Annotated in this window: 44 protein-coding genes, 1 tRNA gene and 1 pseudogene; 18 read left to right on the top strand and 28 right to left on the bottom strand. The window is 56.4% G+C overall.

Going from position 1 to position 25,490, the window contains the following annotated elements:
• Nucleotides 1-460: 460 nt before the first annotated feature.
• From OG306_RS33400 to OG306_RS33265, 28 genes and pseudogenes are all read right to left on the bottom strand, one after another.
• Nucleotides 461-1,042 carry a hypothetical protein gene (locus OG306_RS33400; protein WP_371666021.1) on the bottom strand — a complete coding sequence of 194 codons (582 nt, stop codon included), beginning with the start codon at nucleotides 1,040-1,042 and terminating at the stop codon, nucleotides 461-463.
• A gap of 118 nt (nucleotides 1,043-1,160) precedes the next feature.
• Complete coding sequence (nrdJ, locus tag OG306_RS33395; protein WP_371666020.1) at nucleotides 1,161-3,197, bottom strand: ribonucleoside-triphosphate reductase, adenosylcobalamin-dependent; 2,037 nt, start codon at nucleotides 3,195-3,197, stop codon at nucleotides 1,161-1,163.
• Nucleotides 3,198-3,202: 5 nt separating this feature from the next.
• Nucleotides 3,203-3,760, bottom strand: a complete 558-nt coding sequence (locus OG306_RS33390) for a hypothetical protein (RefSeq protein WP_371666019.1) — start codon at nucleotides 3,758-3,760, stop codon at nucleotides 3,203-3,205.
• Nucleotides 3,761-3,857: 97 nt separating this feature from the next.
• The gene (locus tag OG306_RS33385) at nucleotides 3,858-4,166 is read right to left on the bottom strand and encodes a hypothetical protein (RefSeq protein ID WP_371666018.1); all 309 of its coding nucleotides are present in this window, start codon (nucleotides 4,164-4,166) and stop codon (nucleotides 3,858-3,860) included.
• Nucleotides 4,166-4,363: a hypothetical protein gene (locus OG306_RS33380; RefSeq protein ID WP_371666017.1), complete on the bottom strand. Its 198-nt coding sequence runs from the start codon at nucleotides 4,361-4,363 to the stop codon at nucleotides 4,166-4,168. Before OG306_RS33380 ends, OG306_RS33385 begins: the two co-directional genes overlap by 1 nt.
• Nucleotides 4,353-5,120: a hypothetical protein gene (locus tag OG306_RS33375; RefSeq protein ID WP_371666016.1), complete on the bottom strand. Its 768-nt coding sequence runs from the start codon at nucleotides 5,118-5,120 to the stop codon at nucleotides 4,353-4,355. Before OG306_RS33375 ends, OG306_RS33380 begins: the two co-directional genes overlap by 11 nt.
• Nucleotides 5,117-5,302: a hypothetical protein gene (locus OG306_RS33370; RefSeq protein ID WP_371666015.1), complete on the bottom strand. Its 186-nt coding sequence runs from the start codon at nucleotides 5,300-5,302 to the stop codon at nucleotides 5,117-5,119. The genes OG306_RS33375 and OG306_RS33370 overlap by 4 nt, the downstream gene beginning before the upstream one ends.
• Entirely contained in the window at nucleotides 5,299-5,838 is a 540-nt protein-coding gene (locus OG306_RS33365; protein WP_371666014.1) for an HNH endonuclease, read from the bottom strand. Before OG306_RS33365 ends, OG306_RS33370 begins: the two co-directional genes overlap by 4 nt.
• Nucleotides 5,822-6,328: a DUF3310 domain-containing protein gene (locus tag OG306_RS33360; protein WP_371666013.1), complete on the bottom strand. Its 507-nt coding sequence runs from the start codon at nucleotides 6,326-6,328 to the stop codon at nucleotides 5,822-5,824. The genes OG306_RS33365 and OG306_RS33360 overlap by 17 nt, the downstream gene beginning before the upstream one ends.
• On the bottom strand, nucleotides 6,325-6,516 hold the full coding sequence (locus OG306_RS33355) for a hypothetical protein (RefSeq protein WP_371666012.1): 192 nt from the start codon (nucleotides 6,514-6,516) through the stop codon (nucleotides 6,325-6,327). The genes OG306_RS33360 and OG306_RS33355 overlap by 4 nt, the downstream gene beginning before the upstream one ends.
• Nucleotides 6,516-7,223, bottom strand: a complete 708-nt coding sequence (locus tag OG306_RS33350; protein ID WP_371666011.1) for a toprim domain-containing protein — start codon at nucleotides 7,221-7,223, stop codon at nucleotides 6,516-6,518. The genes OG306_RS33355 and OG306_RS33350 overlap by 1 nt, the downstream gene beginning before the upstream one ends.
• A gap of 37 nt (nucleotides 7,224-7,260) precedes the next feature.
• Nucleotides 7,261-7,479 (bottom strand): annotated as a pseudogene (locus OG306_RS33345) (hypothetical protein); the annotation flags it as partial.
• Nucleotides 7,436-7,588, bottom strand: coding sequence for a hypothetical protein (locus tag OG306_RS33340; RefSeq protein WP_371666315.1), 153 nt, complete (start codon nucleotides 7,586-7,588; stop codon nucleotides 7,436-7,438). The gene OG306_RS33340 and the pseudogene OG306_RS33345, both read right to left, overlap by 44 nt.
• Complete coding sequence (locus OG306_RS33335; RefSeq protein WP_371666010.1) at nucleotides 7,588-8,010, bottom strand: endonuclease domain-containing protein; 423 nt, start codon at nucleotides 8,008-8,010, stop codon at nucleotides 7,588-7,590. The genes OG306_RS33340 and OG306_RS33335 overlap by 1 nt, the downstream gene beginning before the upstream one ends.
• The gene (locus OG306_RS33330; RefSeq protein ID WP_371666009.1) at nucleotides 8,000-8,302 is read right to left on the bottom strand and encodes a hypothetical protein; all 303 of its coding nucleotides are present in this window, start codon (nucleotides 8,300-8,302) and stop codon (nucleotides 8,000-8,002) included. The genes OG306_RS33335 and OG306_RS33330 overlap by 11 nt, the downstream gene beginning before the upstream one ends.
• 66 nt (nucleotides 8,303-8,368) lie before the next feature.
• Nucleotides 8,369-8,707 carry a hypothetical protein gene (locus tag OG306_RS33325; protein ID WP_371666008.1) on the bottom strand — a complete coding sequence of 113 codons (339 nt, stop codon included), beginning with the start codon at nucleotides 8,705-8,707 and terminating at the stop codon, nucleotides 8,369-8,371.
• An 8-nt stretch (nucleotides 8,708-8,715) separates the two neighbouring features.
• The gene (locus tag OG306_RS33320) at nucleotides 8,716-9,546 is read right to left on the bottom strand and encodes an AAA family ATPase (RefSeq protein ID WP_371666007.1); all 831 of its coding nucleotides are present in this window, start codon (nucleotides 9,544-9,546) and stop codon (nucleotides 8,716-8,718) included.
• Nucleotides 9,547-9,612: 66 nt separating this feature from the next.
• On the bottom strand, nucleotides 9,613-9,819 hold the full coding sequence (locus OG306_RS33315; protein ID WP_371666006.1) for a hypothetical protein: 207 nt from the start codon (nucleotides 9,817-9,819) through the stop codon (nucleotides 9,613-9,615).
• A 2-nt stretch (nucleotides 9,820-9,821) separates the two neighbouring features.
• On the bottom strand, nucleotides 9,822-10,334 hold the full coding sequence (locus OG306_RS33310; protein ID WP_371666005.1) for a hypothetical protein: 513 nt from the start codon (nucleotides 10,332-10,334) through the stop codon (nucleotides 9,822-9,824).
• Between the two features lie 133 nt (nucleotides 10,335-10,467).
• Nucleotides 10,468-10,983 carry a hypothetical protein gene (locus OG306_RS33305; protein WP_371666004.1) on the bottom strand — a complete coding sequence of 172 codons (516 nt, stop codon included), beginning with the start codon at nucleotides 10,981-10,983 and terminating at the stop codon, nucleotides 10,468-10,470.
• 2 nt (nucleotides 10,984-10,985) lie between these two features.
• Nucleotides 10,986-11,369 (bottom strand): DUF6915 family protein, encoded by a 384-nt coding sequence (locus OG306_RS33300; protein WP_371666290.1) that lies wholly within the window; start codon nucleotides 11,367-11,369, stop codon nucleotides 10,986-10,988.
• Between the two features lie 3 nt (nucleotides 11,370-11,372).
• The gene (locus tag OG306_RS33295) at nucleotides 11,373-11,573 is read right to left on the bottom strand and encodes a hypothetical protein (protein WP_371666003.1); all 201 of its coding nucleotides are present in this window, start codon (nucleotides 11,571-11,573) and stop codon (nucleotides 11,373-11,375) included.
• The gene (locus OG306_RS33290; protein WP_371666002.1) at nucleotides 11,570-11,815 is read right to left on the bottom strand and encodes a hypothetical protein; all 246 of its coding nucleotides are present in this window, start codon (nucleotides 11,813-11,815) and stop codon (nucleotides 11,570-11,572) included. The genes OG306_RS33295 and OG306_RS33290 overlap by 4 nt, the downstream gene beginning before the upstream one ends.
• An 8-nt stretch (nucleotides 11,816-11,823) precedes the next feature.
• On the bottom strand, nucleotides 11,824-12,057 hold the full coding sequence (locus OG306_RS33285) for a hypothetical protein (protein ID WP_371666001.1): 234 nt from the start codon (nucleotides 12,055-12,057) through the stop codon (nucleotides 11,824-11,826).
• Complete coding sequence (locus OG306_RS33280; RefSeq protein WP_371666000.1) at nucleotides 12,054-12,317, bottom strand: hypothetical protein; 264 nt, start codon at nucleotides 12,315-12,317, stop codon at nucleotides 12,054-12,056. The genes OG306_RS33285 and OG306_RS33280 overlap by 4 nt, the downstream gene beginning before the upstream one ends.
• 109 nt (nucleotides 12,318-12,426) lie before the next feature.
• Nucleotides 12,427-13,242: a RecB family exonuclease gene (locus OG306_RS33275; RefSeq protein ID WP_371665999.1), complete on the bottom strand. Its 816-nt coding sequence runs from the start codon at nucleotides 13,240-13,242 to the stop codon at nucleotides 12,427-12,429.
• A 105-nt stretch (nucleotides 13,243-13,347) separates the two neighbouring features.
• Nucleotides 13,348-13,683 carry a hypothetical protein gene (locus tag OG306_RS33270; protein ID WP_371665998.1) on the bottom strand — a complete coding sequence of 112 codons (336 nt, stop codon included), beginning with the start codon at nucleotides 13,681-13,683 and terminating at the stop codon, nucleotides 13,348-13,350.
• A gap of 192 nt (nucleotides 13,684-13,875) precedes the next feature.
• The gene (locus tag OG306_RS33265; RefSeq protein ID WP_371665997.1) at nucleotides 13,876-14,373 is read right to left on the bottom strand and encodes a hypothetical protein; all 498 of its coding nucleotides are present in this window, start codon (nucleotides 14,371-14,373) and stop codon (nucleotides 13,876-13,878) included.
• A gap of 886 nt (nucleotides 14,374-15,259) precedes the next feature.
• Here OG306_RS33265 and OG306_RS33260 point away from each other — a divergent pair.
• The 18 genes from OG306_RS33260 (at nucleotide 15,260) to OG306_RS33175 (ending at nucleotide 25,485) form a co-directional block, all read left to right on the top strand.
• A complete protein-coding gene (locus tag OG306_RS33260) occupies nucleotides 15,260-15,424 on the top strand; it encodes an HNH endonuclease (RefSeq protein ID WP_371665996.1) in 165 nt (54 codons plus the stop codon).
• A 1-nt stretch (nucleotide 15,425) separates the two neighbouring features.
• A tRNA-Met gene (locus OG306_RS33255) sits at nucleotides 15,426-15,499 on the top strand.
• A gap of 192 nt (nucleotides 15,500-15,691) precedes the next feature.
• Complete coding sequence (locus tag OG306_RS33250; RefSeq protein WP_371665995.1) at nucleotides 15,692-16,198, top strand: hypothetical protein; 507 nt, start codon at nucleotides 15,692-15,694, stop codon at nucleotides 16,196-16,198.
• Nucleotides 16,191-16,352: a hypothetical protein gene (locus OG306_RS33245; protein ID WP_371665994.1), complete on the top strand. Its 162-nt coding sequence runs from the start codon at nucleotides 16,191-16,193 to the stop codon at nucleotides 16,350-16,352. The genes OG306_RS33250 and OG306_RS33245 overlap by 8 nt, the downstream gene beginning before the upstream one ends.
• Nucleotides 16,352-16,633, top strand: a complete 282-nt coding sequence (locus tag OG306_RS33240; protein WP_371665993.1) for a hypothetical protein — start codon at nucleotides 16,352-16,354, stop codon at nucleotides 16,631-16,633. Before OG306_RS33245 ends, OG306_RS33240 begins: the two co-directional genes overlap by 1 nt.
• 345 nt (nucleotides 16,634-16,978) lie before the next feature.
• Nucleotides 16,979-17,179 carry a hypothetical protein gene (locus tag OG306_RS33235; RefSeq protein ID WP_371665992.1) on the top strand — a complete coding sequence of 67 codons (201 nt, stop codon included), beginning with the start codon at nucleotides 16,979-16,981 and terminating at the stop codon, nucleotides 17,177-17,179.
• Between the two features lie 3 nt (nucleotides 17,180-17,182).
• Nucleotides 17,183-17,656 carry an HNH endonuclease gene (locus tag OG306_RS33230; protein WP_371665991.1) on the top strand — a complete coding sequence of 158 codons (474 nt, stop codon included), beginning with the start codon at nucleotides 17,183-17,185 and terminating at the stop codon, nucleotides 17,654-17,656.
• On the top strand, nucleotides 17,653-19,239 hold the full coding sequence (locus tag OG306_RS33225; protein ID WP_371665990.1) for a hypothetical protein: 1,587 nt from the start codon (nucleotides 17,653-17,655) through the stop codon (nucleotides 19,237-19,239). Before OG306_RS33230 ends, OG306_RS33225 begins: the two co-directional genes overlap by 4 nt.
• Nucleotides 19,240-19,254: 15 nt before the next feature.
• A complete protein-coding gene (locus OG306_RS33220) occupies nucleotides 19,255-20,700 on the top strand; it encodes a phage portal protein (RefSeq protein ID WP_371665989.1) in 1,446 nt (481 codons plus the stop codon).
• Between the two features lie 43 nt (nucleotides 20,701-20,743).
• Nucleotides 20,744-21,265: a hypothetical protein gene (locus OG306_RS33215; RefSeq protein WP_371665988.1), complete on the top strand. Its 522-nt coding sequence runs from the start codon at nucleotides 20,744-20,746 to the stop codon at nucleotides 21,263-21,265.
• Nucleotides 21,266-21,331: 66 nt separating this feature from the next.
• Nucleotides 21,332-22,426 (top strand): hypothetical protein, encoded by a 1,095-nt coding sequence (locus OG306_RS33210; protein ID WP_371665987.1) that lies wholly within the window; start codon nucleotides 21,332-21,334, stop codon nucleotides 22,424-22,426.
• 32 nt (nucleotides 22,427-22,458) lie between these two features.
• Nucleotides 22,459-23,022 (top strand): phage gp6-like head-tail connector protein, encoded by a 564-nt coding sequence (locus OG306_RS33205; RefSeq protein WP_371665986.1) that lies wholly within the window; start codon nucleotides 22,459-22,461, stop codon nucleotides 23,020-23,022.
• Complete coding sequence (locus OG306_RS33200; protein ID WP_371665985.1) at nucleotides 23,019-23,348, top strand: hypothetical protein; 330 nt, start codon at nucleotides 23,019-23,021, stop codon at nucleotides 23,346-23,348. Before OG306_RS33205 ends, OG306_RS33200 begins: the two co-directional genes overlap by 4 nt.
• A complete protein-coding gene (locus OG306_RS33195) occupies nucleotides 23,345-23,698 on the top strand; it encodes a hypothetical protein (RefSeq protein ID WP_371665984.1) in 354 nt (117 codons plus the stop codon). Before OG306_RS33200 ends, OG306_RS33195 begins: the two co-directional genes overlap by 4 nt.
• Nucleotides 23,699-23,850: 152 nt before the next feature.
• Nucleotides 23,851-24,081, top strand: a complete 231-nt coding sequence (locus OG306_RS33190) for a hypothetical protein (RefSeq protein ID WP_371665983.1) — start codon at nucleotides 23,851-23,853, stop codon at nucleotides 24,079-24,081.
• A gap of 8 nt (nucleotides 24,082-24,089) precedes the next feature.
• The gene (locus OG306_RS33185; protein WP_371665982.1) at nucleotides 24,090-24,686 is read left to right on the top strand and encodes a hypothetical protein; all 597 of its coding nucleotides are present in this window, start codon (nucleotides 24,090-24,092) and stop codon (nucleotides 24,684-24,686) included.
• A gap of 83 nt (nucleotides 24,687-24,769) precedes the next feature.
• Nucleotides 24,770-25,069 carry a hypothetical protein gene (locus OG306_RS33180; RefSeq protein ID WP_371665981.1) on the top strand — a complete coding sequence of 100 codons (300 nt, stop codon included), beginning with the start codon at nucleotides 24,770-24,772 and terminating at the stop codon, nucleotides 25,067-25,069.
• A 167-nt stretch (nucleotides 25,070-25,236) separates the two neighbouring features.
• Nucleotides 25,237-25,485 (top strand): hypothetical protein, encoded by a 249-nt coding sequence (locus OG306_RS33175; RefSeq protein WP_371665980.1) that lies wholly within the window; start codon nucleotides 25,237-25,239, stop codon nucleotides 25,483-25,485.
• Nucleotides 25,486-25,490: the final 5 nt, after the last annotated feature.

Genomic DNA, 25,490 nt, shown 5'->3' with positions numbered 1-25,490 from the left:
CAGCCAGACTCCTTGGAGATCAGAGCATCAGCACAGGAGAACTGAGATCCGAAGATGGATCGAGCAATGCTCCGAGCACTCCCAGAAGGAGCCGCGGGAGCCTTAGTCTTCGGCTTCCAATTCCGCTCGTTGGAGCGGGTGACTTCCTTCGAAATCTCAGGACGAACGGTCTTGGTGATGGTCACCTTCTTGGTGACCGTGGGACCAGGAACAGGGACCTCGTGAGTCTCGGTTACCTTCGGGCTGGGAAGGTAGACCTCCTGTACCTCAACATCAGGCTCTGAAAGCCCAGTTGCTATGCCTGCTCCTGCTGTACCAATCAGGAGGACCGCGGTTCCAGCTAACAGACTCTTGCCCACTGTGTTCATCTGACTCCAATGAAGGACCAAAGGGGGCCGGCCGGATTACCGGCCCCCAGAAGACTCAGTCTCGAATCAACTTAAGCAACAAAAAAGAGGGATTAGGAGTAGGTGCCGTCCTTACCCCGCCACAGCGGCGGACACTGAGCTGCCTTGTTTCGCTCGTTACAGAACAGCGCCGCCCACGGGCCCTTAGTGTTCGTACCCTCACGAGGGGTGCGACCGTGAGTGCAGGTGTCCCCACCCGCGGCTGCACCAAACGGTGCCTGAGGCGCCTGTGCTGGCTGCTGGTACTGAACCTGCCCGTTCTGGAAGGTCGGCTGAGCCTGAGGAGCCGAAGCAGCCGGCTTGGCCTTACCTCCTCCGAGGAAGGTTCCGCGGGTGTACGCAGCAGCCTGAGCGGTGAACTCGATAAGACCAATGTTCTTCATCGCAACGAGGAGATCCTTGCCTCGCTGCGCGGTCTCCTCAGCAGAAGCGCCATAGACAGTCGGCGTCAACCACTCGGCGTCATAACCAGACGCCGCCTTGAGAGTGAAGCCAATCTTGAAGGGGTTCGGGGAAGTGGCAACAGGAGCAGGCTGGTTGGTCACAGGCGCCTCCGGGGCGGTGTTGGTGTCAGGCTGTGCGATCTCCCAGGGCGAGCGCTCGCCCCACGGAGACGTAGGGTCAAAGTCAGTCATTAAGTCCTCCTAGAAGGAGAGGGGCGGTGAAGCCCCTCTCCCTTGCTCTCTAGTTCCAGTGTGGCAGATGCTATGTCTCGAATCAACCTAGGGTGCAGTGGTCTGGGTCACACAGGGGTTACGGCAGCCCACAAGATCCACTACTACAAACCTCATCGTAGCCAGTGTCCGTGACCTCGATCCCAACCTCTTCGGCCCGAACCCTGTACTCCTCCTTGGAAATCCTCTCGTAAGGACTCTGAGCCATGGACATCTCAGGGAAGCAAGTCGTCCCCTTAAGTTCAGGCAGGTACTCAGCCAGGAGGCCGGCAAGCTCTTCCGCGGTGTACTCCGAAGGATCAATGTTGGCCGTGTAGCTCACGGCCTGGTCTGCCCAGTACTCCTGATACATCCTCTGAACGTTCAGCATGTCCCGGATCGTCAGTTCCCCAGCGTGCTGGAAGTACTCGGGGTACTCCAGCTCATCAAGAAGGCTGTCCTTCGTAGGGATCTCCACAACAGTGGTGTTGGCTGCGTACTGACAAGGCTCTACCCGATAGCCCTGCTTCCTGTACTCCTCCACCTGAGCAATCTCAGCCGGCTCCAGATCAGAGAACCGAATCCTACGGATGAAGTAGTCAGCGAAGGGAGCATGAACCGCCTCCCCCGAGACGCCGGCAAGCTTCGAAGTCGTGCCAGTCGGAGCAATCACCCTCTTCTTGATCGGGACCGGGATACGAAGTTCGTTGGCGTACTCGGCTGCTGCCTCGTCAACCTCTGAGGCCCACTCAGAGAGATCCACGGCAACGTTGTAGGTCTCATCCGCCTCCGTGTATCGAATGGCCTGCTTGTACAGGTAGTCAGCGAACCCAAGATGACCCACCCCGATACGACGGTAACGGGCAATTGCTTCAGCCGACTTGGGGTCGGCCACCTCAGCAAAGGTGGCCCGAATTAGGTACCGGGTAATGAGCCTGTGAGCCTTGAACAGTCCGTCCCGGTCAACCTCTCCCTCAGAGTCAACGAAGGCACCCAGGTTGACTGAGCCCAGGTTGCACGGCTCCCAAGGAGTCAGAGTTGCCTCACCACAAGGGTTCGTGGTGAAGGTCCCGTCCACCTCCCCTTCCGCGGTGAGAGCAGAGTTCCATACTCCAGGCTCACCATTCCGGAGCATGCCTTCAGAGATAGCCCGAAGGACATCGTAGGCATGACCACCGAGGTACTTGTCTCGTGTCTCAAAGAACTTCTCATCCACCTCCACAGAGATGTTGGTGGTCCAGTGACCTCCCTGAGCCTTGATGTTGATGAAGTCAAAGATGTCTGTGTCATCCCAACGCATGATGGACATGCGAGCGGAGCGACGAACACCGCCAGCCACAATCGCGGTAGCGATGGCATGGTCAATCCTCATGGCATCAATGCCGGTTAGACGGTAGTACTCGTAGATGTCAGCTCCGTCCAAATACCCACTGGTGAGGATCTGACCAACCTCCACCATCATCTCTGCGAAGGGCTCGGGGCCCGAGGCGGTACCCCCAAAGGTTTTCAGCGGAGAGCCCTTGCAGCGAACCCGGCTAACGTCGTAGACCCTCTGAGTGTGACGAGTCTTCGGGTCATGAGCCGTACGGATCAGGTCTCCAAGAGCCGCGGCCCAACCTTCTCGACTGTCCTCCACAGGGAAGGCACCCGCCCAAGTGTGGCTGTACTCAGTTGAGATGAGACCAGACTCCACCATGTCTGCGTAGTCCTGGTGCTCAGGGTCACAGACGATGTGGACGTTCACCGGAACCTGAACGGGAGGGAAGTCCCCCAGGTACCGGGTGCTGTAGTTCGAGCCCACTCCCCCACCCTCCGCAAGACGAAGGAGGGTGAAGGTGAAGTGCTCCTCAGGCTTCGAGCTGTCCCAGCCGGCGGCCCAACAGTTGTTAAGGGCAAAGTCGTTGACCCCCGAGGACTTCAGATGCCGACCAGCAGGCAGCACCTTGAAGCTCTCAAGCATCTCGATCAGGGCCTCCCGCTCTCCCTCCTCGATGTACCGCGGGGCAACCAACTTCAGGTTGCCATCTACTACACGGTTCACAGTTTCTGCCCAGGACTCCTGTGTGCCATCAGGTTTTGTACGGCTGTAAGTCCTGGAAAATACTACGGCCGAAGTCTCATTCTTAAAGTCTGTCATTTCAGTTACCGCCCTGTCCGGATGTTCCGGTTCATGATCTGAGTCAGGGAGTCAACGGCCCTGTAAGCCGCCCTACGCTCGTTCTCGTCCTTCGGAGGGAGGCCGTAGATGAACACCCTCTGTACGGCCTCCTGATAACCCTTGGAAAGCTTGGAAATAGCCTTGGAGGCATCAGTACGGGCAGACACAATGTTGTCTGAGATCCGAGCACGGGTCAGGTCATCCTTCTTCCCAATGACCTGCCCAATCTCCTCATCCGAGTAGATGAAGGACTTCAGAGCAATCCGGACCTCTTCAGGAGTGTAGAAATACTGATCGTCCATCAAGTCATAGTGATTGCGCTCCTTCGAGGCATACCGCTTGCCGGCTGTCCAGCAGACCTTCCGGAGGAACTCCTCATCATTGACATGGGGAGCAATGGTATTCCGCTCCCGAAGCAGGTGCTCAAGAATCTCCTGCTTCACATCATCGGCCTCAACTACCGACCACTTCTCTGCGATCTCCCAGGCAACCTTGCCTGCAATCTCAATCAGAGGCTCCCAGTCGAACTGCTCTTCCGTCACTCGTCCTCCTCTTCATCGTCATCGGGCTCACACCACTCACAGAGATCCTCATCGAAAGGACTTAGTGGATCTCCACACTCCCAACATTCTCGGGCAGTCACTTGCTCTCCTTCACAGGCTTCCATTCAGTGGACACCACCCGGACCTCTTCAACCTCAACGGCCTCGATGCTGTCCTCCCAGTTCCAGAGATCCTGGTCCTGCATCTCCGTAGCTCCCACGCGGTAATAGACCGCGTACGCCTTTCCGTCGTCAGGGGCTCGGAAGACGAACTCATAGACATGAGCCCATCGGGTGGTGTCCCACAGCTCACGGTGAAGCTCTTCAGCAGTCCCCTCAGAGCCATCACACTCGAAGGGAACCCCAATCCCCTCAAGCTCTTCAGAGGTAAAAATTCGTGTGGTCATCAGCTTTCCTCCAGCAGATCCGCAGCCAGTTCAGCGGCTGCCTTGTTGAGAACATTCGAGAGAGCACGCAACTGGTTTACCGTGAGAGGATTCTCGTTGTGAACAACGATCCATCCACCCTCGTCCACTTCCAGGCAGAGCGTTCCGGGACGTGCGTAATCAGAGGTGACACCCCAACCACCCGTATCAAGCGCCATACTTCACCCCATTCACAGAGAACTCATGACCATCGATCATGACCAGTTCTGGGAAGACCTTCTTGCCGTCCACCCTCACAATCCCGAATGCCTGCTGCCAGTTGGCAGCTCCGTACTTCAGATAGGCAGCCTGGTTCATTTCCATCAGGTTTCCGATTTCAAGACCAGTGATGGTCTCAACCTTGCCCTTGTAACCGCGGGACTCAGAGATGAGTCCCGCCTTGTGGGTGTGTCCACACACCACGGACTTCCCGATCTTTCGAGCCGCACCAATAGCCGTGCCACCGGCATACCGGCTCAGACTGAAACCGAGATGTCCATGAGTGGCAGTCCACCCAGGCGCAAAGTCGTAGAAGTCCTCATGGAAGTCGATTCCCCATTCGTCCAGCCGGAGAAGCTTGTCCTCGGTAAACGGGTTGGGGTGATCGTCGTCCAGGAGGGCAGGTGCCTTCTTGGCGAAGTACTGTGCCGGCCGAAGGCCATGGTTCGACTTGATCAGGGAAGAGGGCCCGTCGTAGACGGCTCGGAGAGCCGCACAGTAGTAACGACGGGTGTACTCAGCGTCCTTGAGGGCCCCGCCCTCGAACTCTGCCTTGGTGCCCTCGGTCCAGCGGGAGGGCTGGGGATAGTCCGTGACATCCCCAATGTTCACGACCTCATCCGGCTGCTGGTCCTTGATGAAGTTCAGGACCGCCTTCCAAGACTTCCTGTCATGGAAAGGCATTTGGAGATCTGAGATGAACGCAATGGTCTTCAACCGCGGACCTCCTTGATAACAAGAGCCTTGCCAGCCGGCAGAGACTCAAGAGCTTCTTCGATGACAGTGCTGGCACTATCAAAATCGAAATCGAAGACGTGATCTCCAAGCTGCATGGAGCCAACGTTCAGTTCACAGATGCTTTCGTGGGCATCGACAAACCAGGCTTGGTAGATCGTCATTGGACATGGCCCCAAATCTTGCCTTGTTTGATGTAGGTAACACCTGACTCAGAGATGTTGAATCTCTTAGCAATCTGAGACTGGGGAATACAGCCAAGAAGACCTCTAATCTCACGCACGTCATCTTCGGTCAGCTTGGAATTATGTGTGCTCTCTCCCCTGGGAACAGTCCCATGGAGGTACTTATCTGAAGCGTTCTCCTTGGCTGTAGCCCACCGAAGGTTGTCCTTGTGGTTGTTGGCGGGGTTTCCGTCCCCGTGAGCCACCTGATGCACAGAAGAGGGTTTAGGCCCGTGAAAGCTGAGAGCTACTAGTTGCTGGACCTCAAAGGACTCGTAGCCACCTGACCCGTTACCAAGGTTTACTTGCTTGTAGCCGTACTTGCCCTTATTGCTCTGCTTCAACGCCTGAGGAAAAGGGGCTCGCCCCCACCTAGCGTTTTTCCAACTACGCACATTCCCCAAGGAGGAAACCTCATAGCCGGCGAAGCCTTGAATAGGGATAGGGGCCCACTCTTCATTACTCCAGTCCAGCACGAGCTTCCTCCCTTGCGATGAGTCGATCCAAGTACCAGCGGGCCTTTCGAAGGTCCACAAGGGGAGTTGGGTGCTTTTCGTCCTTTCTCCACAGGTACTTAAAGACTGACCCCGTCAGGAAGTCCATGTGTTCAGTAACCGTGATGCACTCAACCCCAGAAGGATGAGAGGTGTAGTGAGAAGGAGAATTGATCACATCCTCTTCAGGACTCATCCCCCCGAAGCCCTCAACGAACTCCTCCACAAGTCTCGAATCAACTTCAGGAGCAAAAAAAGAGGACTCCTCGACAGGCTTCGCACTAAGGGCGTCGTAGATGGGTTCAAGCTCCAACTCGTCAGGCTGGAACGACCACACCGCGTTCACGTCCAAGGCGACCCTGATAGGGAAATCAGAGCCTGCCTTAATGTTTACCACCTCTCCACGCTCAAGAGAAAACATGGTTTCCCTGTTTACAACCACCACACGGTTCCCGACCTTGAAGATACTCATGCCTGCTCCACCTTCCGAAACTCGCTAGGACCGAACCAGAGGGGGGAATACCCCATCTCCTTGTCTCCGTCCAGATGGACTCGGATATCCGAGAGGAAGCCTTCCTTGTGGACTTCTACGACCTCCCCGAGTTCCCCATCAAGGGAATCAACAGAGGTGATCTCAACTCGATCTCCTACCTTGAACATCACTTCTCCAAACCAAGCAGTCGTCGAATAACTCCGTTGCCCTGTTCACGACGGAGAGAGTCAGGATCAGAACCCGCGGGAAGCTCAACCGGTATCCCATTGGGGAGTCGAGAGGCAAGCTTCTCTGTCATCTTGTTTCCTGCATCGTCCCCGTCACCGAGGATGAACACCTTCTCGTAGCCGGCGAAGGCCCGCTCGAAATGGTCCTTCCAGGCACTCACCCCCTGGAGAGCGACAGACGGGATGCCATCCAGCTCCACTGCCCAGGCAGAGAACTCGCCTTCAGCGATAGCGACATAGGGACTAGGGGTGATAAGACCCACGGTGTTGTAGAGCCGCGGTGAGTCAGCAGGAAGGGACATGTACTTCGAGTGAGTACCGTGCTCTTCCTTCTGGCCCTTGTAGAAGTGGTACTGCCCATCAAGATCCTTCACGCACTCATCCCGGATACACCGGAACCTCACAGTGGAGATGTACTTGATCCCAGCCGGCCTTAGGTAGGGAATTACCAGGTGGTTTCGGTAGCCCTCATGACCCACCTTCACCGAATCGCCTACGTACCCGGGAAGAAACTTCTCTGCCCCCTCGCCCAAACCGCGGGCGATCAGGTACTCCTCTGCTGGGCTCCCTCGGTATTGCTCCTGGTAGAACTTCGCCGCTTCCGGCGATCCAGGCACCTGCCCACTCTTGCGCTTCCCGGAAGCCAATGCTCTCCTCCCTCATGATGATGTCTAGGCTGTCCTCGGAGATGTCACACGCGTGACATTTCCAGCGGTTCAAATCCAGATGGATTGATGCGCTGGGTCGATCCTCTACATGGATCGGACAGAGAATCTTCTGCCAATTGGCGTTCCAGCCAGGGCCGTACGAGAGACGGGCCTCTGGGTAGAAGTGCTCGAAGACCTTGTCAATCGGTGGCTTAGATACCGGCCGGCTCGACTCGGAGAAGCGTCCGGTTACCATGCTCGTCCTCCTGGAAGACGTTGATGGGGAAGTTGTACTCACGCTGGAGCTGCTTCATGAAGTGGATGCTGCCAATGAGGTCACGAGAGGTAAGGGTGTTGGTGTCCATCAGTCAGTGTCCTTACGGAAGTCGATGTGAAGGCGGATTCCAAGAACTTGGATCGCAACGGGATTTTCCAGGTAGTCAGCCAAGGCCCTTAGAGTGGCGGGGTTGTCCTTGGCGTAAGGCAAGATCTTTCGGTTACAGCCCCGGCACAGTCCTCCGCGGAGCCAACCGTTCTTGTGGTCGTGGTCACAGTCAAGGCGGTAATTCCTCTTCTGACCGCAGCCGGCACACTTTCCGTCCTGAGCTTCCATCAGCTTGTCGAACTCGTTTGGCAGAAGTCCGTATGTCTCTTGAACCCGAGCCTCATGAGTCGCCTTTGAGCGACCCTTCTTCTGACAGCCGGAACAGATCCGGCCCCGCGGGGAGAAGAACCTCAGAGCCCGGTTCTTCTTGCACCGAGTGCAGTTTCTGGTCTTAGAAGACAACGCGGTCTCGAATCAACTTACGCTCGAAATTAAGGAGACGACTCTCCTGGTACGTAGCCTGAAGCCGGCCAAGGAACTCCAGGAGGTTCAACTTCTCCTGAATCCCCCGATTCTTGGACAGGATCAGGGTCTTGTAACCACCGCGGAAGTACTTGACCAGAACCTCACCGAGGATCTTCGTGTTCAGCCGGCGGGGGTTCGAGATGCGGAGCAGGAGAACCGCTTCCTCCCCGATGATGTCCTTCTGTATGCCGAACCCGACGTGCTTCGCTGCCTTCTTCTTCGTGTTCATATCTCCATCATAGCCTTGTGTAGATCTCGAATCAACTTTGGAGGAGTTGTGAAGGTGTGAACTGGATCACACCACAGGGAGCATGTACCTCTCCCACACCTGATCGAAGAAGCCAGCCTGGTCCTTGACTACCCAAAAGGTGTCAGTTTCATCAACGGGAAAGGGGCCAGACACAAGCTCAAAGCTCGCACCCTTAGGGCTGGTGACCTCCTGCCCCACCATGAACTTGGGGGCCGGCTGGAGATCTACAGCCCAGACCACTGACGAACGGCCCTTCTCTACACCCTCAGTCCACTCCGCAAGGTATGCCTCCACGCCACCACTGGTGAGGTACGGGCCATACTTGATCTTCACAACAGAGTCGGTCAGTGTGCAGATGGCCTTGTCTTCCACATTGAACTGCATGGTTCCTCCTAGAAGTTGATACCCATAGCATCTGATGCGTCCTTGAGACGCAGCGTTTGACTGTCAAGCTCAAGCCGGGCAAAGGTGTTGCCCGAGGCATCCGCAAAGCCTTCGCGATTCTTCACATCCGAGACATTGAGAATCCGGTTCATTCCCTGCTCATCAGGCTCCCGATGGATAGTCAGGACCAGGGCCGGCACACGACCGATCTTTCCCTTCACCCCGGACAACGGGATGGGCTTGAGACCATCGGACCACTCCCCTGTCACATGGTGAAGAGCCATCACATGCGATTCGGTCTGCCTGGCCATGTCGCTGAGGTACTCACACATGCCCTCCAGGCCAAATGTGAAGGACTCAGCATCCGAGGCTCCTCCCGTGTCCACGTTGGTGATGTTGTCCACTACACACAGATGGGGGTAACAGCCGAAGACCTCGTAATAGATCTCCAGGTCAGCTTCCATGTCAGCCGGCGTCGGCATGGCATCATAGGACATGCGGACCCACCATTTGTCACCGAGTACCCGTTCGTACTCGGAGAAATCCCCTTCCAGGAGGGACTTCTTCACATCCTTGACGCTGTCTCCAGTCAGGATGGCCGTAGCTCGACTGAGCTGTGTTGCAGCGTTCGAGTCGGCGGACCAGTACATGACCGGCATGGAGCCATAGAGAGCAAGGTTGATGGCAAAAAGGCTCTTGCCCGTTCCAGGGCCGGCCGCAACGAGGGAGAGTTCTCCTCGTCGGAACTCGACGTCCAGCTTCTGAAGTGCCTTGGAGGGATTGGGGATTGGTTCCCCCGCGGAACCCTTGATCCTCGCAGATTGGACCAAGCTATACATGTAACTCCTTCTGAACATGAAGAAGGGCCCGAGGTGTTGTCCTCGGGCCCCTCAGTGTGTGCCTAGCTACTTGGCGTATGGGTCAATCATGTCAGCAGCCACGAAAGCCCCCATTGCGTAGACACGGTCAGACTTAGGTTCTGCATGTCTACGGATCTTCTCAGCCTCCTCGTGAAGGAGGTTGTCAATCAGGTAACTGGCCTTCTCGGATCGATCCGGAGAATGAGGCCCGCCCTTCATCAGGGCTGCGTACAGCTCTTCTCGTGCACTCACTTCTACTCCTCAACGTCTTCAACAGCCGGCAGACCAAGGTGTGCTCGTACCATGGCCGCGGCGGTCCCGTCATCTGGCAATGGGTACTTCGGGTCGAACAGGTCATCGTGGTTGTTGGCCTTAGCAACACCCTCCCAAGCCAACTGAGCAGCTCTCAACTCGTCCACGAGCTGATCCACAGACTTCTGAGCCTCAGCAGGCCAGGAAGCTCTAGACAGGTCATCAGCAAACTTCCTGTTGGCCGCAGGAACTCCAGCACAGGCTTTACGAAGCTTGGGGAAGTCCCTCGACTTCGACTCCCCAGAAGTACGAAGGGGGTTGAGGACTGGAAGACACTTGTCCAGTTCGGCATTGGAGGGAGCAACGATTTCCAGGTACTTCGCTGCCCCCTCCTTCCGAGTGGGCTCCCCATTCGCCGCTTCCGCGGCGGAGCTGGAGGACGGAGCCGGCACAGACGGAGAAGGTTCCGAAGAACAGGCAACTGTGCCGACTGCCAACAGGGCTGCGATGAACACGGTACGAACGGTCTTGGAGTACAAGGCGAGTCCCCCTTACACCTCGCTATCTGCGAGGTATTTGGACTCTACCTCTTACCTGTACCCTAGCACCCTGAACATCTCGAATCAACCTCATCAGGAGCAAAAAAGATCAGTCGTGGTCGTGGAACTCAACCTCGATGCTGCCCTTCCGGACAGTGATCAGGGCATGGTCCCCAAAGTGGTCCAGGAGGACGTTATCGAAGGCTCCGGACTGAAGGGCTCCATCAAGCTCCTGGCAGCGGTTGTAACGGTCCTCGTCCGGCCCCTCATAGCCATCTCGGACAAACTTCCGGTCAGGCCACTCACCCTCGTAGTGACCAGACACCTTTCCAAGGCTCGGGTGGTAGTCAACATCTAGGTCATACATAGAAGAGAACTCCTCCTCATCCGTGTCAACCTCAGCAGTGGTTCGGGCCCACAGACCGTTGACACCAAACTCACAGGTGTCCCCGTCATTGAAATATGGCGTGTACTGACGCCACCCGAACTCAACAATGGTCGGGTCATCAATGAGCGCCTGGAAGAGAGGAGCAAGCTCCTCAAGAGGCTTCTGCTCTCTACGAGTTGATCCATGAGTAATGTCACCAGAGACAGGCATACCGAGGAAGTTCGTGTCAGTAGTCACAGTCAGACCTCCGAAGGCTGATTGAGGAGAAGGGTAGAGAGGGGAACTTCCTTGCGCTGAGAACCAGACATCCACTTCTCAACGGGAGTGTTCTTGAGGTAGTCAGCCGGCGACGGCAGCCAACCCAGGTCTTCGATGATGTGCCTCTCGGCAATGAGCCGAGTCGGGACCTGGACGACCTTGCCAGAGGACTTGGTGACGGAGATGGTAGGACCGAACTTCTCCTGAACCAGCCACACACCAAGGGTGTGGTGAAACATGGCCCGGTGTCGTACGTCCCCAAGGATGGACTTCGAAGAGTCGATGTACTCCTCAATCGGCAGGTAGTCAGCGGCTGTGCCGCCCCACTTCTTAGCCGCGGACTGGGCATGGTGCCAACTATTAATGGCTCAGTCCTCCTCGTAAGGATCGATCAGAGCAGCAGCGATGTTGATTCCAAACCGAACCCAGTGCTGCTCACGAGACTCGGGGAGTTCCATCCTCTGCTGCGACAGAGCAAGCTCATGAGCGAAGGCGTCAATGAGCTCGTTCCGCTCATCACCAGTCAGGTGCTCTGCCATTTCAGCAAACAGTTCATCTCGCGCGCTCACGTGTGAACCCTTCCAAAACGACGATCCAGCTCTTCACGAACTACTCGACGGAACAACTGCTCCTGAGACTCAGGCTCAGGAACGAATTCACTGGAACCCTCCTCATGAACCGCCAGAGGTCCGTACCTATCCTTCAGTTGGTCAAGAGAGATGAAGTCCCACATGTCTCCTGTGTAATACCCCTCGTTATTGGCATCCCAGTACCACATGTCGCCATCACGGTCTTGATAGGCCACACTCACTGCAACTCCTAAAATGAGTAGGGAGGTTCAACCTTGGTGATCTTCTCAGTCACCCGGAACTCGAAGACTTCGAAGTCCTCGTAGTTCTCTACCCGGTCCCAGTAGCCCAGATCACTCCAAGCCTCAAGAGGAGTTGCCCAACCGATCTTGCTTCCAAAATGCTCAAGTCGCTCCCGTACAGCGTCAATGCTTCTGTCGGCTACGTAGAACGTCTCATCGCTGGTGTAGCTGATCTGCTTCACTTCAGGTGCCCATCCTCGAAGAAACCGATCAGAAGGTTGGTGGCAGTGGACTCAGCCACATCACGATCAACTGCCATATGAACTTCGAGGTATGCAGAGATCAGATCCCGAGCATGGAAGGTAATTTCGATCTTCTCCTCCTCGGAGAAGTCTGAGTCTTCCTGAACATCCTGGAGCATCATCACCACAAGGGCACTTGCAGAGGCCGCCGCTTCCTTCTGGTCTTCCGACAGATCATTGAACGTCTTCACATCAGACACCTGCGCTCCAAATCTCGTATCAACTTACGGAGTCGAGGGAAGGGGCTCCAACTTCGAGCCCCTCTTCCCCTCTGTCTCCAGTATGGCACAGTCTAGGTCTCGAATCAACCTAGCGGGCACGAGAAAACGAGCAAGCGTGGCTCACATCGCAGAAGTTGCAGTTCCAGGATGACGGGTTGGCCAGATAGTTGCCGGCCTTCACGCCCTGGTCCATCTCCACGTACTTGGCCGCAACCTCCTCCTCGGTCACCTTGGAGAGGTCCACACCCTTCACGGGGGACAACTTCCCCGTCTTCCCGAGGTACCAGTCCCCCTTGTTGACCTTCAATCCCCACTGCTTCTCTGTGGCAACCTTGTACGTCTCAAGCTGAAACTTTGACTTGGTCGAACCGGTCTTGAGGTCTCGAACCCGAGTCGAGCCATCAGGCTCCAGGGGCAGTTGGTCGATGTAGCCGCGGACAGCCACACCGCCCAGCTCAACCTTGAAATACAGTTCCAGGCCCATCTTCTCCTCCCCCTTGTCGTTCTTCACGACGACGAAGGAGGGTTGGTTCTCCTTGGACCACTTCACGTAGTCCCGAACCTGCTGCTGTCCGAGTGTGTACCGGTCCTCGATGTCCTGGCCGGCAGGCTTCTGATTAGCAGTCATCCACCAGTCAAGATTGGGCTCCTGACTCATCGACTTGTTCACAAGAGCGCTGTACTGGTCAGAGAAGAGCTGAACCGCCTCCTCCTCGGTCATAGTTCGATCCGACCTCTCCAGAGCCTCAGCCGCGGAGTGGAAGGCTGTCCCCTGGTGACTCCAGGCCGCCGGCCGTGCTGCCACTCGGTCGATGCGCTTGAGCTTGTACTGCCAGGCGCACTTGTCAAGGTACTGCTCAGTCTGCGAGACAGACCGCGGCTGGTTCTCAATGCTCGTCTTCACTTAACCTCCTAAGCGTCAACATCGTTGATGCTGACTAGATCGTTTCTGGCCAAACTAAAGGGCCATGTCCCTGAGTGACATGGCCCTCGTTGACATGGTCCGGGTTTAGCCCCCGTAGATCGTCACAAGGTGGAAGTACTGACTCCCCGGAAAAAACGGGTGAGCCCCTTCGTACCTCTCTCGCTCAACAACGCAGTCGTCCAACTTCTTCCCCAACTCGCCCTCAAGGCGGTCGAGTTCAGATATGTCGTCTTCACAGAAATCGTTCGTCAGGACGATCACGTAGTACGTCCCGAACGGCTGACCTTGACACTTCGTCACCAGCAGGGCGGACGTCTCAACCCACGTGTGGGTCTTGGTGATTGAGCCCCCGTAGATCATCTTCAGTACGTCTTCTTCAGCCGAGGTGCTGGCTTCTTGAGACGAGATCAGTCGGAGCATGCAACCCCCCAAACCACTGGATGCTCCCTTGATCGGTGCATCCCCCACACGAAACATACACAAGTCCATAGTCGAACTACATCTCGAATCAACGTGACGTGCATCACATGCCCCTCACTACAACCATTAGGCCAACCTAAGAAAAACAAAAGACCCCCTGGTCACAGGGGGTCTGGAAGGTCAAGCAGTCTCTCAAAGCTCCTGGGGCGGTAGATCCAACGCCCTCTTGAATCCCTCATCTGGGTACGGTAGGCCGTCTGGCCAGTCGATGACACGCTGTCCGTCCCTGGCTGTCCGCGGCCGGTAGAACCAACCTCTCTGGGGGTCAGGGTCGTAGCAGAGGACTTCGTTTTGCTCCCTCAGCCGGCGCTCCCACTGCTGAGCCAAGTGCTCCTGCTTCTGGCTCAGACCACTATCGCCTAGGCGCATCCGAAGCCAGACCTTCAGCGCCTTGCCCGAGTACGCGTTGTGGTGCCCTGTCCCCTCACTAGGAGCCCAGATGTCCCATCGTGCAGCCAAATAATCGTTGACTTTACGAGACACTGGTTTTCTGATGAGACCAAGCTTCATGCGCCTTTTGGAAACAGCTTGCACGGAAATACCAAACCGCTCAGCAATCTGCTTGTCTGTCTGACCAGTATGGAAGAGCTTTACCAACAGTGGGTCCGTAAGCCCGGAGACGATAGGCATGTCAAATCCTTAATCGGGGAATCACGCGCCGGCCTTCCCGCCACGAGGGCTTCATTGCCGTAGTGGTGTGCCCAGCCTAACGAGAGCTATAGCCGTAAGTCTCTCGAATCAACCTGTGATGTACGTCACACTCCTTACCGGAGTCTTGCATTCCATGCCTGTTGTGCACTGAAGCCTCAACAGCCTCCCTGGTGACCTTGCGGCCCCTACGCCTTGCTCCATCACTGCCGACCGCCGGCCGTGCCCCAGGATGCCGCAACGGCCTGCCTGAGGAGATCGTAAGCAGATCCGTTAACCTTTGGCCAACGGATATGACCTTCCTTACCGCATCCTTGGTGTGATCCAGGTCTCACTTAGGTAAAAGCTGTCACAAGACCAGCCCCTGTGACACCGACGTCTATAGTAGAAGAAGAAACACTCTAGGAAACTTCCTGAAGAAGGAAGTTGACACGAGACTTCAGGGCATGCTAGACTGAAGATAAGAAGTTAAACAAAAGAGGTTCTCTAAAAAAACCTCTAGTAGTAAGAGACTCTCCTTGAAGAGAGTCTCTCTAGTAACTAAGTTTCCTTTCTGTTTGATCTCCCTGTTGAGAGATGGCCAAGGCTTTATGGCCTTGGCTTATTTATTCCAGGTTACGTTGATTCGAGATCCAGTAAGGTGAAGGGCCCTGGCTGTCAGATAAGAACCCAGCCAGGGCCAAAGACTTACCGAAAGATTTTGGAGGTGCACAAGTTGCCCAGAGCCGCATCCATATGCCTGCGAGCCAGCTGCATTTCCAAGACCTTTCGGGATGGTCGGTGCCGAGAGCACCAGACCCGTAAGCCCTGGCAGAACGTCTCTGCCAGGAACCAGAACCGTCCAGGCAACTGGCCCTCCATCAGGGCCATGGTGCTAGCAAGGGATGGGTTCGCCTGCCAGATGTGCGGAAAGAGATCCGAGCTGGAGGTGGACCACATCATCCCTGTGGCCAAGGGCGGTTCCTGGGAGATGGAAAATTTGTGGACCTTGGACGCTGGTTGTCATAAAGCCAAGTCCAAGAAGTTCGGTTAGCTCCTCGGTAGCTCAATTGGTTAGAGCACCGCCCTCATAAGGCGGAGGTTGCTGGTTCAAGACCAGTCTGAGGAACGAAGAAGGGCCCGGTTGCCATACAACCGGGCCCTTAAACATGTCCGACACACCCCACGTGTGCCGAGCTTGCTTGGTCAAAATTACCACTAGGAGGATCGCCTTGGCTACTGAGGAAGAGATGCGAGACCCAGAGTATTGCTACACCTGCGGGTGCAAGTGCGGCTCCAAGCCGCACAGTTAGGAGCTGTGGTGACTGAACCGCGGGCAGGGGACATTGGCCTTACCAAGATAGGTGGCTTCGCTGGCGCCTTCGTCAACTTCGGTCAGTGGTTCGTTGGGGACTTCGCCCCTATCCAACACGCCCTGGTCTACGTCGGTGACGGCATGGTCGTCCAGGCCATGCCTTCAGGGGCAGAGATGGTTCCCCTGGAGGAAGCCTCTCCAGTCGTCATGTGGTCTACGGACCTCATTGGCTTCCATGGATTCGAACGAGAGATCATCAGCGAACAGGCCAAGGCTCTCGTGGGAACCCCCTACTCCTTCCTGGACTACCTCTCGATCGCCCTGGAACGCCTCGGTGTCCACCGTAAGTTGATTCGAGACCGAGTGGCTTCGTCGGGGCACCTGATCTGTAGTCAGTTGTGCGTCCTCGCTTACGAGCGAGCCGGCATAGAGCTTTTCCCCGACACCTTCCCCGGAGACGTAACTCCGGGGGACTTGTACCGACTTCTTAAGGACATTGAAGCCAATGCTTGAGTTCGATGACGAGTTCTCCTACGAGGACGTTAAGCGGCCCTCTAAGGCCGCTCTCCGCCGTGAAGGACGCCTGGCTATCCAGGAGGAGCTTGACGAGCTGGGAGACCTCTACAGCCTCCCTGAGGGGATTCAGATTCCTGGGGTGAAGAACTGATGGATGTCTACCGGGAGAGAGCACACCTGCTCTCACACCTTGCTGCCATCTACCCTTCTCGGCTGATCCGCGGCGCTGATGTGAACGAACCTGACTGGCCCGTTCTCTTCATCCACCTCCCCTTCCCAAGGGGTCAGGTCACCTGGCACATCTCACCTGACGACCTGGACCTCTTTGAGGACGTTCCGGATGAGGAAGCGGACTGGGCTACTTGGGATGGCCATTCCACTGAGGAGAAGTACAAGCGTCTTGACAAGGCCACTCGTGAGGAGTGGGGCTGATGGAGCGTAAGGCACGAGTTCTGACCACTGCGGAGATGGTGGCAGTCATTGTCATTGGCCAACTGCTCCTTGATTATGAGGCTTTCCCACGAAGGTGGGTCATGGGGATGGGAGGTTCCGATGGGTAGTCGAGGCCCAGCCCCTAAACCAAACGCACAACGTAGAAATAAGCATGAGTCCGCGGTTGAGATTCCCACAGATGCTCAGCCGGGGCGGGAGCTTCCCAGATACCTGCCTATCTCTACCCAGGGTGCTAAGAAGTTCTGGGCTACCTGGTCAGAGTCTCCGCAGTCGGCTGTGTGGATTGAAACCGATTGGAAGGAGCTGGAAATCACGACTGTGCTCGTGGACCAGCTCTATCAGGGTGATTACAAGTTGGCCGGTGAGATCCGGCAGCGGACAGCAAAGCATGGGGCGACGTCGGAAGACCGGGCTCGTCTCCGCATGAAGCTGGAGAAGCCTGAAGAGGCTACAGAGCCTACTGAGAAGGAACTGTCCAACTTTGACATGGATGAAGAGCTTTACAACAAACTGAGATCTGTATAGGGGGTGAGGGGTTTGTCTGAACGGCTTTGTAAGGAGTGCGGACAACCTGCCCTTCCCCCAGGACGAGGACTATATTGCAAACCTTGTCTTACGGTGCATCTTACTGAGCAGGGACGTGCTTATCGGGCATCACGCACACCAGAAGCGAAGGAAGCCCAACTCGTCCGTTCTCGGGAACGTGACAGACAAAGATACCGGGAAGATCCGGAGTACAGAAAGCGTAAGACGGAAGCGACGCATAAGCGTCGCCTTTTTTATGGGCAAGGCAGTGTTTCAGAGGCTGAGTGGTCTGCTCTTACACAACTGTATGGGGGCCGATGTGCCTACTGCTTCAACGAAGCACAAGTTGTTGAGCATATTCAGCCAATGGCCCTCGGTGGAGGGCACACCATAGACAACCTAGTTCCGGCTTGTCAGCCCTGTAACGCATCTAAGGGGGACACCCCGCTAATACTGTGGGGAGGACGGGACTTATGAGTCAAACGGGAAACCTTAAGCCGGGAGTCCCCTCCCCTAAGGAAACTCTTGGTTACCACGTAATTCGCTGGTGTAAGCAGTATGTGAGGACACCAGATGGTGAACGAGCTGGAGAACCTTGGGAGTTCACTCCGGAACAGCTCAAGTTCGTTCTCTGGTTCTATTCCATCAACCCTGATGGCACCTGGCGATATTCAGCCGGCACGCTAAGGCGTGCGAAGGGCTGGGGCAAGACCCCTCTTCTTGCCGCACTGGCAATCGTGGAGTTTATTGGCCCTGTTCGCTTTGATGGTTGGGATGCCTTCGGCCTCCCTAAGGCGAAGGCCGTTCCTCTTCCTGTAGTACAGATCGGTGCAACGGCACTGGACCAGACGGAACAGACCCTGGACATGATCCGAGGAATGCTTTCCGAGTCCCCAGCAGAAGCCCACTACGGACTGGACATCTCGAAGTCCATTGTCCAGTTCAAGTCTGGCAAGCCCGGGACCATCAAGCCGCGGTCTACCGCCGGCCGGACCAACGAGGGTAACCGCCCCACGTTCGTAGTGATGGACGAGCAACACCACTGGATCTCTACCAATGGCGGCCCTGACTTTTACCAGGTGCTCAAGCGCAACGTGGAGAAGACGACCAAGGCGGGCTCTCGCTGGGTCGGAACTACCAATGCCTACAACCCTAATGAAGACTCCGTGGCTCAGATGATCCATGAGTCCGAGATGGTCACCAAGGGATTCTGGCTGTACGACTGCCTAGAAGCCTCTATTGGCATTGATGACATCAGGGTTGAGGAGAAGGTTAGTAAGGCTCTCATAGAGGCGTATGGGGATGCTGACTGGGCTGACATTGATGGTCTTACCCGCACCATCCTCTATGACCGGACAACTCCTGACTCAACCTACTGCCGGTTCTACTTCAACCAGATTGCTGAAAGCAGCGACGGTTGGATGTCCAAGGACGAGTGGGATCTCATCCACCTTGAGGACGATCCCATTAAGCCTGGTGACCAGATAGCAATTGGCTTCGATGGATCAATCCGCAACGACGCCACAGGGCTTGTCGGCTGCCGGCTCAGGGATGGAAAGCTATTCGTCCTCAACGTCTGGGAACGTCCTGAGAACGCCAAGCCTGAATGGGAAGTAGACACCCTCGCGGTTGAAGCCGCGGTCTACAAAGCCTTCAAGGAATACAAGGTCGAGTGGTTCTACGGAGACCCTCCCTACTTCCAAGAGGCCATGGGCCGTTGGGCGATTCAATTTGCTACCAGGGACCAGGAGTTCGTCTTTGAGTTTTGGACGAACAAGCCTACTCGCATGGTTCAGGCAACGGAGCGTTTCCGTTCTGGGGTCATGACTAAAGAGATCTGCCACGACGGAGACGAACGCCTTACCAAGCACATTCTGCAAGCCGTTACCCGAGAGGTCATGGTCGGTGGAGAAGTCGGAATTCTCATTCAGAAGGACAGCCCACGAAGCAAACGGAAGATCGACCTTGCTGTGTGCGCAATTCTCGCCCTGGAGGCGAGGGCTGACGCTATTGCAGACGGACGTATGAAGCGCCGGCGAAGCCGGGTGGTGGGCTTCTAGATTATTGGAGGCCCCATGATTATCCCCCCGAGTGGCTATACATCTGTTGGCCCCCCTAAGACAGAGGTTGACTGGCTTGCCTTCCTTCAAGGCAAGCTAACCAATGGGAGAGCTGACCTTCTCAAGTACGCCTCGTACTACGAGGGTGAACAGCAGAAGATGGCCTTCGCTCAGGCCCGGTACAAGTCTGCTTTCCGAGATCTCTTCAATGACTGGCGAGACAACTTCTGTGGTCTCATCATCGACTCCTCTACGGAGCGAATGAGGGTTGAAGGTTTCCGCATCCCCTCCGAAGGTGGGCTGAGTAAGGAAGCTCGGGAGTTCTGGCAGAGGAACAGCCTGGACTCATTGGCCAACGCGGTCCACCTGGACGCGATGGTTCAGGGCAAGGCGTACGTCATTGTTTGGGCAGACAAGAACGGTGAGCCCATAGCAACCCCCGTTTCCGCTGAAGAGATGGCTGTTCAGTACAAGCCAGGCTCCATGACGGAACTGGAGGCCGCGGCGCGGTTCTTCCAGGACTCATGGGGACGCACCTGGGTGACTCTGTGGACAGAGACCTATGTCTACGAGGTTCCCCTTGGGAAGACCGAGTGGGAACAGGGAACGCGAAAGAAGAACCCCCTTGGGAGGGTTCCTGTTGTCCCCTTTCACAACAGGTCCCGGATCAATGGTGACCCATACTCAGACCTTCACAATGTCATCCCCATTCAGGATGCCATTAACAAGCTGACCAGTGATGCCATCCTTGCTTCTGAGACTGCTGCCTACCCACAGAGGTGGGTCACTGGGCTTGAGGTCCAGGAAGATGAGAACGGTAATCCTATTGAGCCGTTCAACTCCGGAGTTGACAAGCTCCTTCAAGGCGAGGACCCCCTTACTAAGTTCGGCCAGTTCGAGGCAGCAGACCTCAAGAACTACGTAAACTTCATTGATCTTCTGGTACAGCATCTTTCGTCTGTGTCCAGGACCCCCAGCCATTACTTCCTGGTCAACCAAGGTAATGCTCCGTCCGGCGAGGCGATCATCAGTGCCGAGGCCGGACTTGTCTCCAAGGTCAAAGAGCGAATGCTCTACTTCGGAGAAGCATGGGAGCAGGTCATTCGGCTTTGCTTCCAGATCAAGAAGGACAAGAGGGCTGAAGAGGTCTCTCTTGAGACTGTGTGGGCTGACCCTGAGTATCGGACTGAAGCCCAGCACATTGATGCTCTGCTCAAGTTGAAGCAGCTTAACGTACCTGAGGAAATCCTTTGGATGCGTGCCGGCTTCACTGCTTCCGAGATTCAGACCTTCCGCGAAATGCGTAAGGACGATGCCAAGGAAGCAAAGATAGTGGCAGAGCTTGGCCCCCAGGCGCCTCAGCCTGGTGCCCCTGGAGGAGACAAGGCAGCCGCAATGGCATCCAAGCCGCCTCAGGGCAACGCCGGCAATGTGAGCCGGAAGCTTAACGAGAAGAAGTAAGCCGAAATGGCTTACAGCTCTATACACCGAAATGGGAGAGCGCATGCCTGAAGAGATCAAGACTGAAGAGAAGCCCGAGATTAAGCCCGAGGAGAAGACTCCTGAGGAGCTGATTGCGGAGCTTACCGCGGACCGGGACAAGTGGAAGACGCTGTCTCGTAGCAATGAGGACAAGTACAAGACCGCTTCTCAGGAGCGGGATGAGCTGAAGACAGCCCAGATGACAGATGCTGAAAAGGCACTGGCAGACGCACGCACTGAGGGCCGGAATTCCGCACTCAGTGAGGTTGGGTTGGACCTGGTCAACGCCGAAATGGCTATCCAGGCTGCGACCACGGGTGTTCAGCTCCCTGACACCAAGTTCCTGAACATGACGGGATTCCTCGGGGAGGATGGCCGGCCCAACAAGGAGGCCGTGAAGTCCTTTGTCGAGTCTCTTCCCAAGGCCAAGGAAGAGTTCCCCAATCTCCAGGGTGCGGGTAAGCAGTCCAACGGTGCTCCTACGATTGAATCCATGGACCCGACGGAGCTTGCAGACCTCATCTCGGATGGGAATTACATTTAGCCCAAGTCGAAATCTGTGAGCCCTCCCCTCCGGAGGGCTTTTTCATGCCCCTTTGGAGGACAATCCATGGCAACTACGCATCACTTTAATCTTGACCCGAAGCAGGTCACCATTGCGGCTCTCGGTCTTCTGGACCGACAGCTCACCCTTGGTTCCATCCCGGCTCGGTACTCGGAGCTGAACTTCACTGGTGGCCTGGGTGACGTGATTAACGTCAATCGCCCGAGCCGTTCCATCAAGGTGCAGGAGACTGGTGTTTCCTCCATCATCAAGAACCCGATCACGGGTGACTCCAACGTGTTTGCGGCGGCCTCTGACCGACCGCTGCCGGCTGCTGCTCGTCGGGCTCCGAACGGCTTCATCAACGAGACCCGATTCCCGGTTCAGCTCACGACCCTGGTTCAGAACGCTTCGGCCCTGAGCATGGAGCAGGTTGCCTTCGACCTCAAGAAGTTCGGTGGGCAGGTTCTCGCTCCGCTCACCCGCGGTATGGCTGAGTATTTCGATGACACCATTGCTGCTTGGATCAAGGCCAACATCACACGTGCCGGCCTGACCACGGCTCAGAAGAACGCTATTGGTGGTGACATCGCGGTTGACATTCCGAAGTACACGGGTGCCCGAGAGAACATGATGGAGCGGGCTCTTCGAATCCGTACCGCGTTCGTTGATGCTCGTGAGTACCTGGGTAAGGCGTACGTCCCCGGCACCGAGCGACTGGTTATTGCCGGCCCCGAGGTCGAGTCCATCCTCCTGAAGGACCCTGAGTTCGTCAGCGTGGACTACTCCGGCGACACCAACGCCCTTCGTCGGGCGATCATCGGCAGCTACTACGGCTTTGACGTCGTGGTTCACCCGAGCTTCGGCCTGGAGATGTACTTCCTCCACAAGAGCGCCTTCCTCCTGGCTTCGGTCTGCCCGGCTATCCCGATGGGTGCCGTTACCGGCTCGGTCCAGAACATCAACGGTATTTCCACCCGGATGCTCGTGGACTACGACTACGACAAGAAGGCAGACACCATCGGCCTCGACACCATGTATGGCTTCACCACGATCAAGGAGGACCCCGACTTTGCGAAGGGCTCCACTGTAATTGGTGAGAAGTTCGTCCGCGGTCTCAAGGTGGTTATCACCGAGGTTGACCCCCCTGCCGGAGACTAAGAACTCCTTCCCTTTGAAGGGAGGGATGACTAGTGGCCTTTGTCACTGTTGAGGAGGTGGCCACCCGACTTGGGTGGCCCCTCACCCCCGAGGAAGAAGCTCGGGTTCAGGCGTTCATTGATGACTGCACAGTCCTTATTGAGGACTACTGCGGGAAGGACTTTGAGCGTCGAGAGAATGAGTCCTTCCAACTCGTCACAGACGTGGGCTGTTGGCTCTCTATCCCTCGAAGATTCCTCCCCTACCTCACAGTGACCTCGGTTGCCTACGAGGACGGAGTCTCCTTGGAGGGCTGGGAGTTCAGCAGCGGAGGTCTCTACCTCTACCCCGGCTGGCTGCCAGGCCGGCTAGTCACCATCACAGGCTCCTGGGGCTACACCACTCTGCCGGCTGTCCTCAAGACAGCCACCGCGGCTGAGGTCATAAGATGGATGGCTCAGACTCCTGGACTCGCTATGGAAAGGACTGGAGAGCGGGAGGTCCAATTTGCTACGGCTTCCTCTCCTCAGTCCCTATCCGAGGCAGCCAAGCAGGCTCTCCGAAGGTACCGGCCTTCTGCCGGGACCATCACCCTTCGCAGGGAGGGTTGCCGATGACCCAGTGGGACGAGCTGGTTGAGGTCTACAGGGCCTCGGACATCGAAGGTTCCTACACAGTGAAGAAAGACTGGGGCCATCCGGTCCTTGTCCTCTCTTCCCGGGCCAGTGTCCAACCTCATAGGAATTTCGAGGTTCGGTCCCCTGAAAGGGACTTGGCCCAAGAAAGACTGCATGTCTACGTTCCGTACACCGAGGCAATCGACGATCAGGACCGTGTCAAGTGGCGCGGCCTCTGGTACGAGGTTGATGGGCCTCCGGATCTCTGGCCTTACGGCTCTACCCGTCATACGCACCTCATCATTTGGAGGGCGAAGAACGGATGAGTGAAGGTCAGTTCAAACTCACCATGCACCGCGGATGGGAGAACAAGATGTTCTCCACTCTGGAGGCCGGCGCCTTGGTTGCCGAGGTCACGGAGAAAATCCGTATCAACGCTGTTGCTGGTGCTCCTCGTTCCAGGTCTACCAAGACCAACTGGAATCAGATCAGGAAGAACATCTCCGCTCACATCGAGAGAGATGCCCGAGGGCACTACGGCAACGTGACGATCGAACTCAATGACCGTGTACGCCACGCCCTGCTTCAGGAGCGGGGTTGGACGGACCGCGGTGGGCGTCGTCATCCCGGTAGGCGGTACCTCAAGGAAGCTCTTCTGAAGGCGAGGATTGAATGAGCCAAGACCCTATGAAGTCAATCATTCAGTTTCTACGTGATCAGTCTGAGCTTCCCTCCGGTGTGGTCACTGGAGACATGAATACGCGTCAGGTTGGCACCACCACAGTCTACGTAAGCCACAACGGAGGATTCCGAATGGTACGGGACTGCATGGACCGCGTGGACGTGGTCTATGAGGTGCGTGATCCAGACAGAGAGGAGGCTGCCGGGCTTGCCTTCCTTGTCAGGGAGATCTTCCTTAAGAAGGCCGGTGCAACCCTTTCCGGGGACCTCTATTTCCTGGACACCCAAGAACTCAGCATGCCGGATTATGAGCCGGATGCTACATCCCGTGAACACGTCTACAGCGGAGAGATATCCCTGTTCTACGTAGAAAACTGAGGTGGCTTATGCCTTCTGGAAACGCTGAAAACATTCGGTTCGCTCCGGATGGGATGCTTTACATTGCTCCTGCCGGTGCGGGCCTGGTCCTTCCTACTGACACCGGTGATGGGGTCACCCCGCCGGCTGGCTTCAAGGCGCTTGGGTATGTGTCGGAGAACGGGGTCACCCTGACTCCGTCGATCACGACCACGCCTCTTCCTGCCTGGCAGTCCGCGGCTCCTGTTCTTTACAACGTCGATGCTGCTAGCTTCCAGCTCTCTGCGACTCTGCTCGAAGCCTCGAAGCTGGTCACTGAGACCTTCTTCGGTGCCGAATGGGTTGAGAGTGTGGAGGATGTTGCAGGCTCCCCGACTCCGACTGGTGAGTACCGGCTTGACCTCAGCTCCCTTCCGGATATGAAGGAGTTCGCTCTTGTCTGTGACTGGAAGTACAAGGGTCACCTGTGGCGTGCGGTTATCAACCGCGCCATGGTCGCCGAGCGAGGGGCTATCACCCTCCAGCGGACCCAGTCTCAGCAGTTCGAGTTGACGATTGACGCTATGGACGCCAGTGGAAAGCTCGGTTACATCCTCACCACCGAGGACATGGGTACGACTCCGTAAGCATGTCCCGTTAGTTGATTCGAGACCCTGCCGGGAGGTCTAAAACCCCGGCTCCCTCTCACACGACATATCTGGAGCCCACTATGACCACTGCACGAAAGACCGCGGCAACCAAGCCCACTCCGAAGGCGGATGACTCTGAGGAGACCACGCCGAAGGTCAACACCTTTACGTACAAGGACACGGAATACGCCGTGCCGGCTGACCCGCTGGACCTCCCCTTCGAGGTTGCCCTTGCAGAGACCGAGTCCGAGGTGATTCAGGAGATCGTTGGCCCTGACCAGTGGGTTGCGTTCAGGAAGACTCGCCCCACGATGCGTCAGTTCGGTGACTTCTCCGAACTGGTTCTCAACGCGTGTGGGTACGGTGACCCGGGAAACTGATACTGACCGTTCGTGCTCTCCAGGAACATAGAGATGAACTGGAGGCAGACCTCCAGGAGTTCTTTCATTTGGACTTGGAGGATCTCAAGCACGGGCGGTTGTCACTTCACAAGATCTATGTCTGTGTGAAGTCACTCCTGAGAAAGCCGGGGAGGTCCACTCTCCTCATGGCCTTGGACGAGGCCACTGAATGGGGACCTGAGAGCTACCTCCTGGCCCGTCTGTCTGACGGGCAGGAGCTGTCCAACTATCTCTTCATTCAGGCCAATTCGGCTGAGAACGCAGAGTCTATGCCTCTGCCTACCCCCGTTCAACGTCCGGGTGAATCCGAACCTGAACCCCAGAAGACCAAGCCCGAGGATTTCGCCTCTGGCCAGGAAGTAGCCGCATTCTTCGGCAAGATGAGTTCCCTTTAGGAGGG

Source organism: Streptomyces sp. NBC_01241 (genome assembly GCF_041435435.1).
Lineage (GTDB): Bacteria > Actinomycetota > Actinomycetes > Streptomycetales > Streptomycetaceae > Streptomyces.
This window is presented reverse-complemented; position numbering and strand designations above follow the sequence as displayed.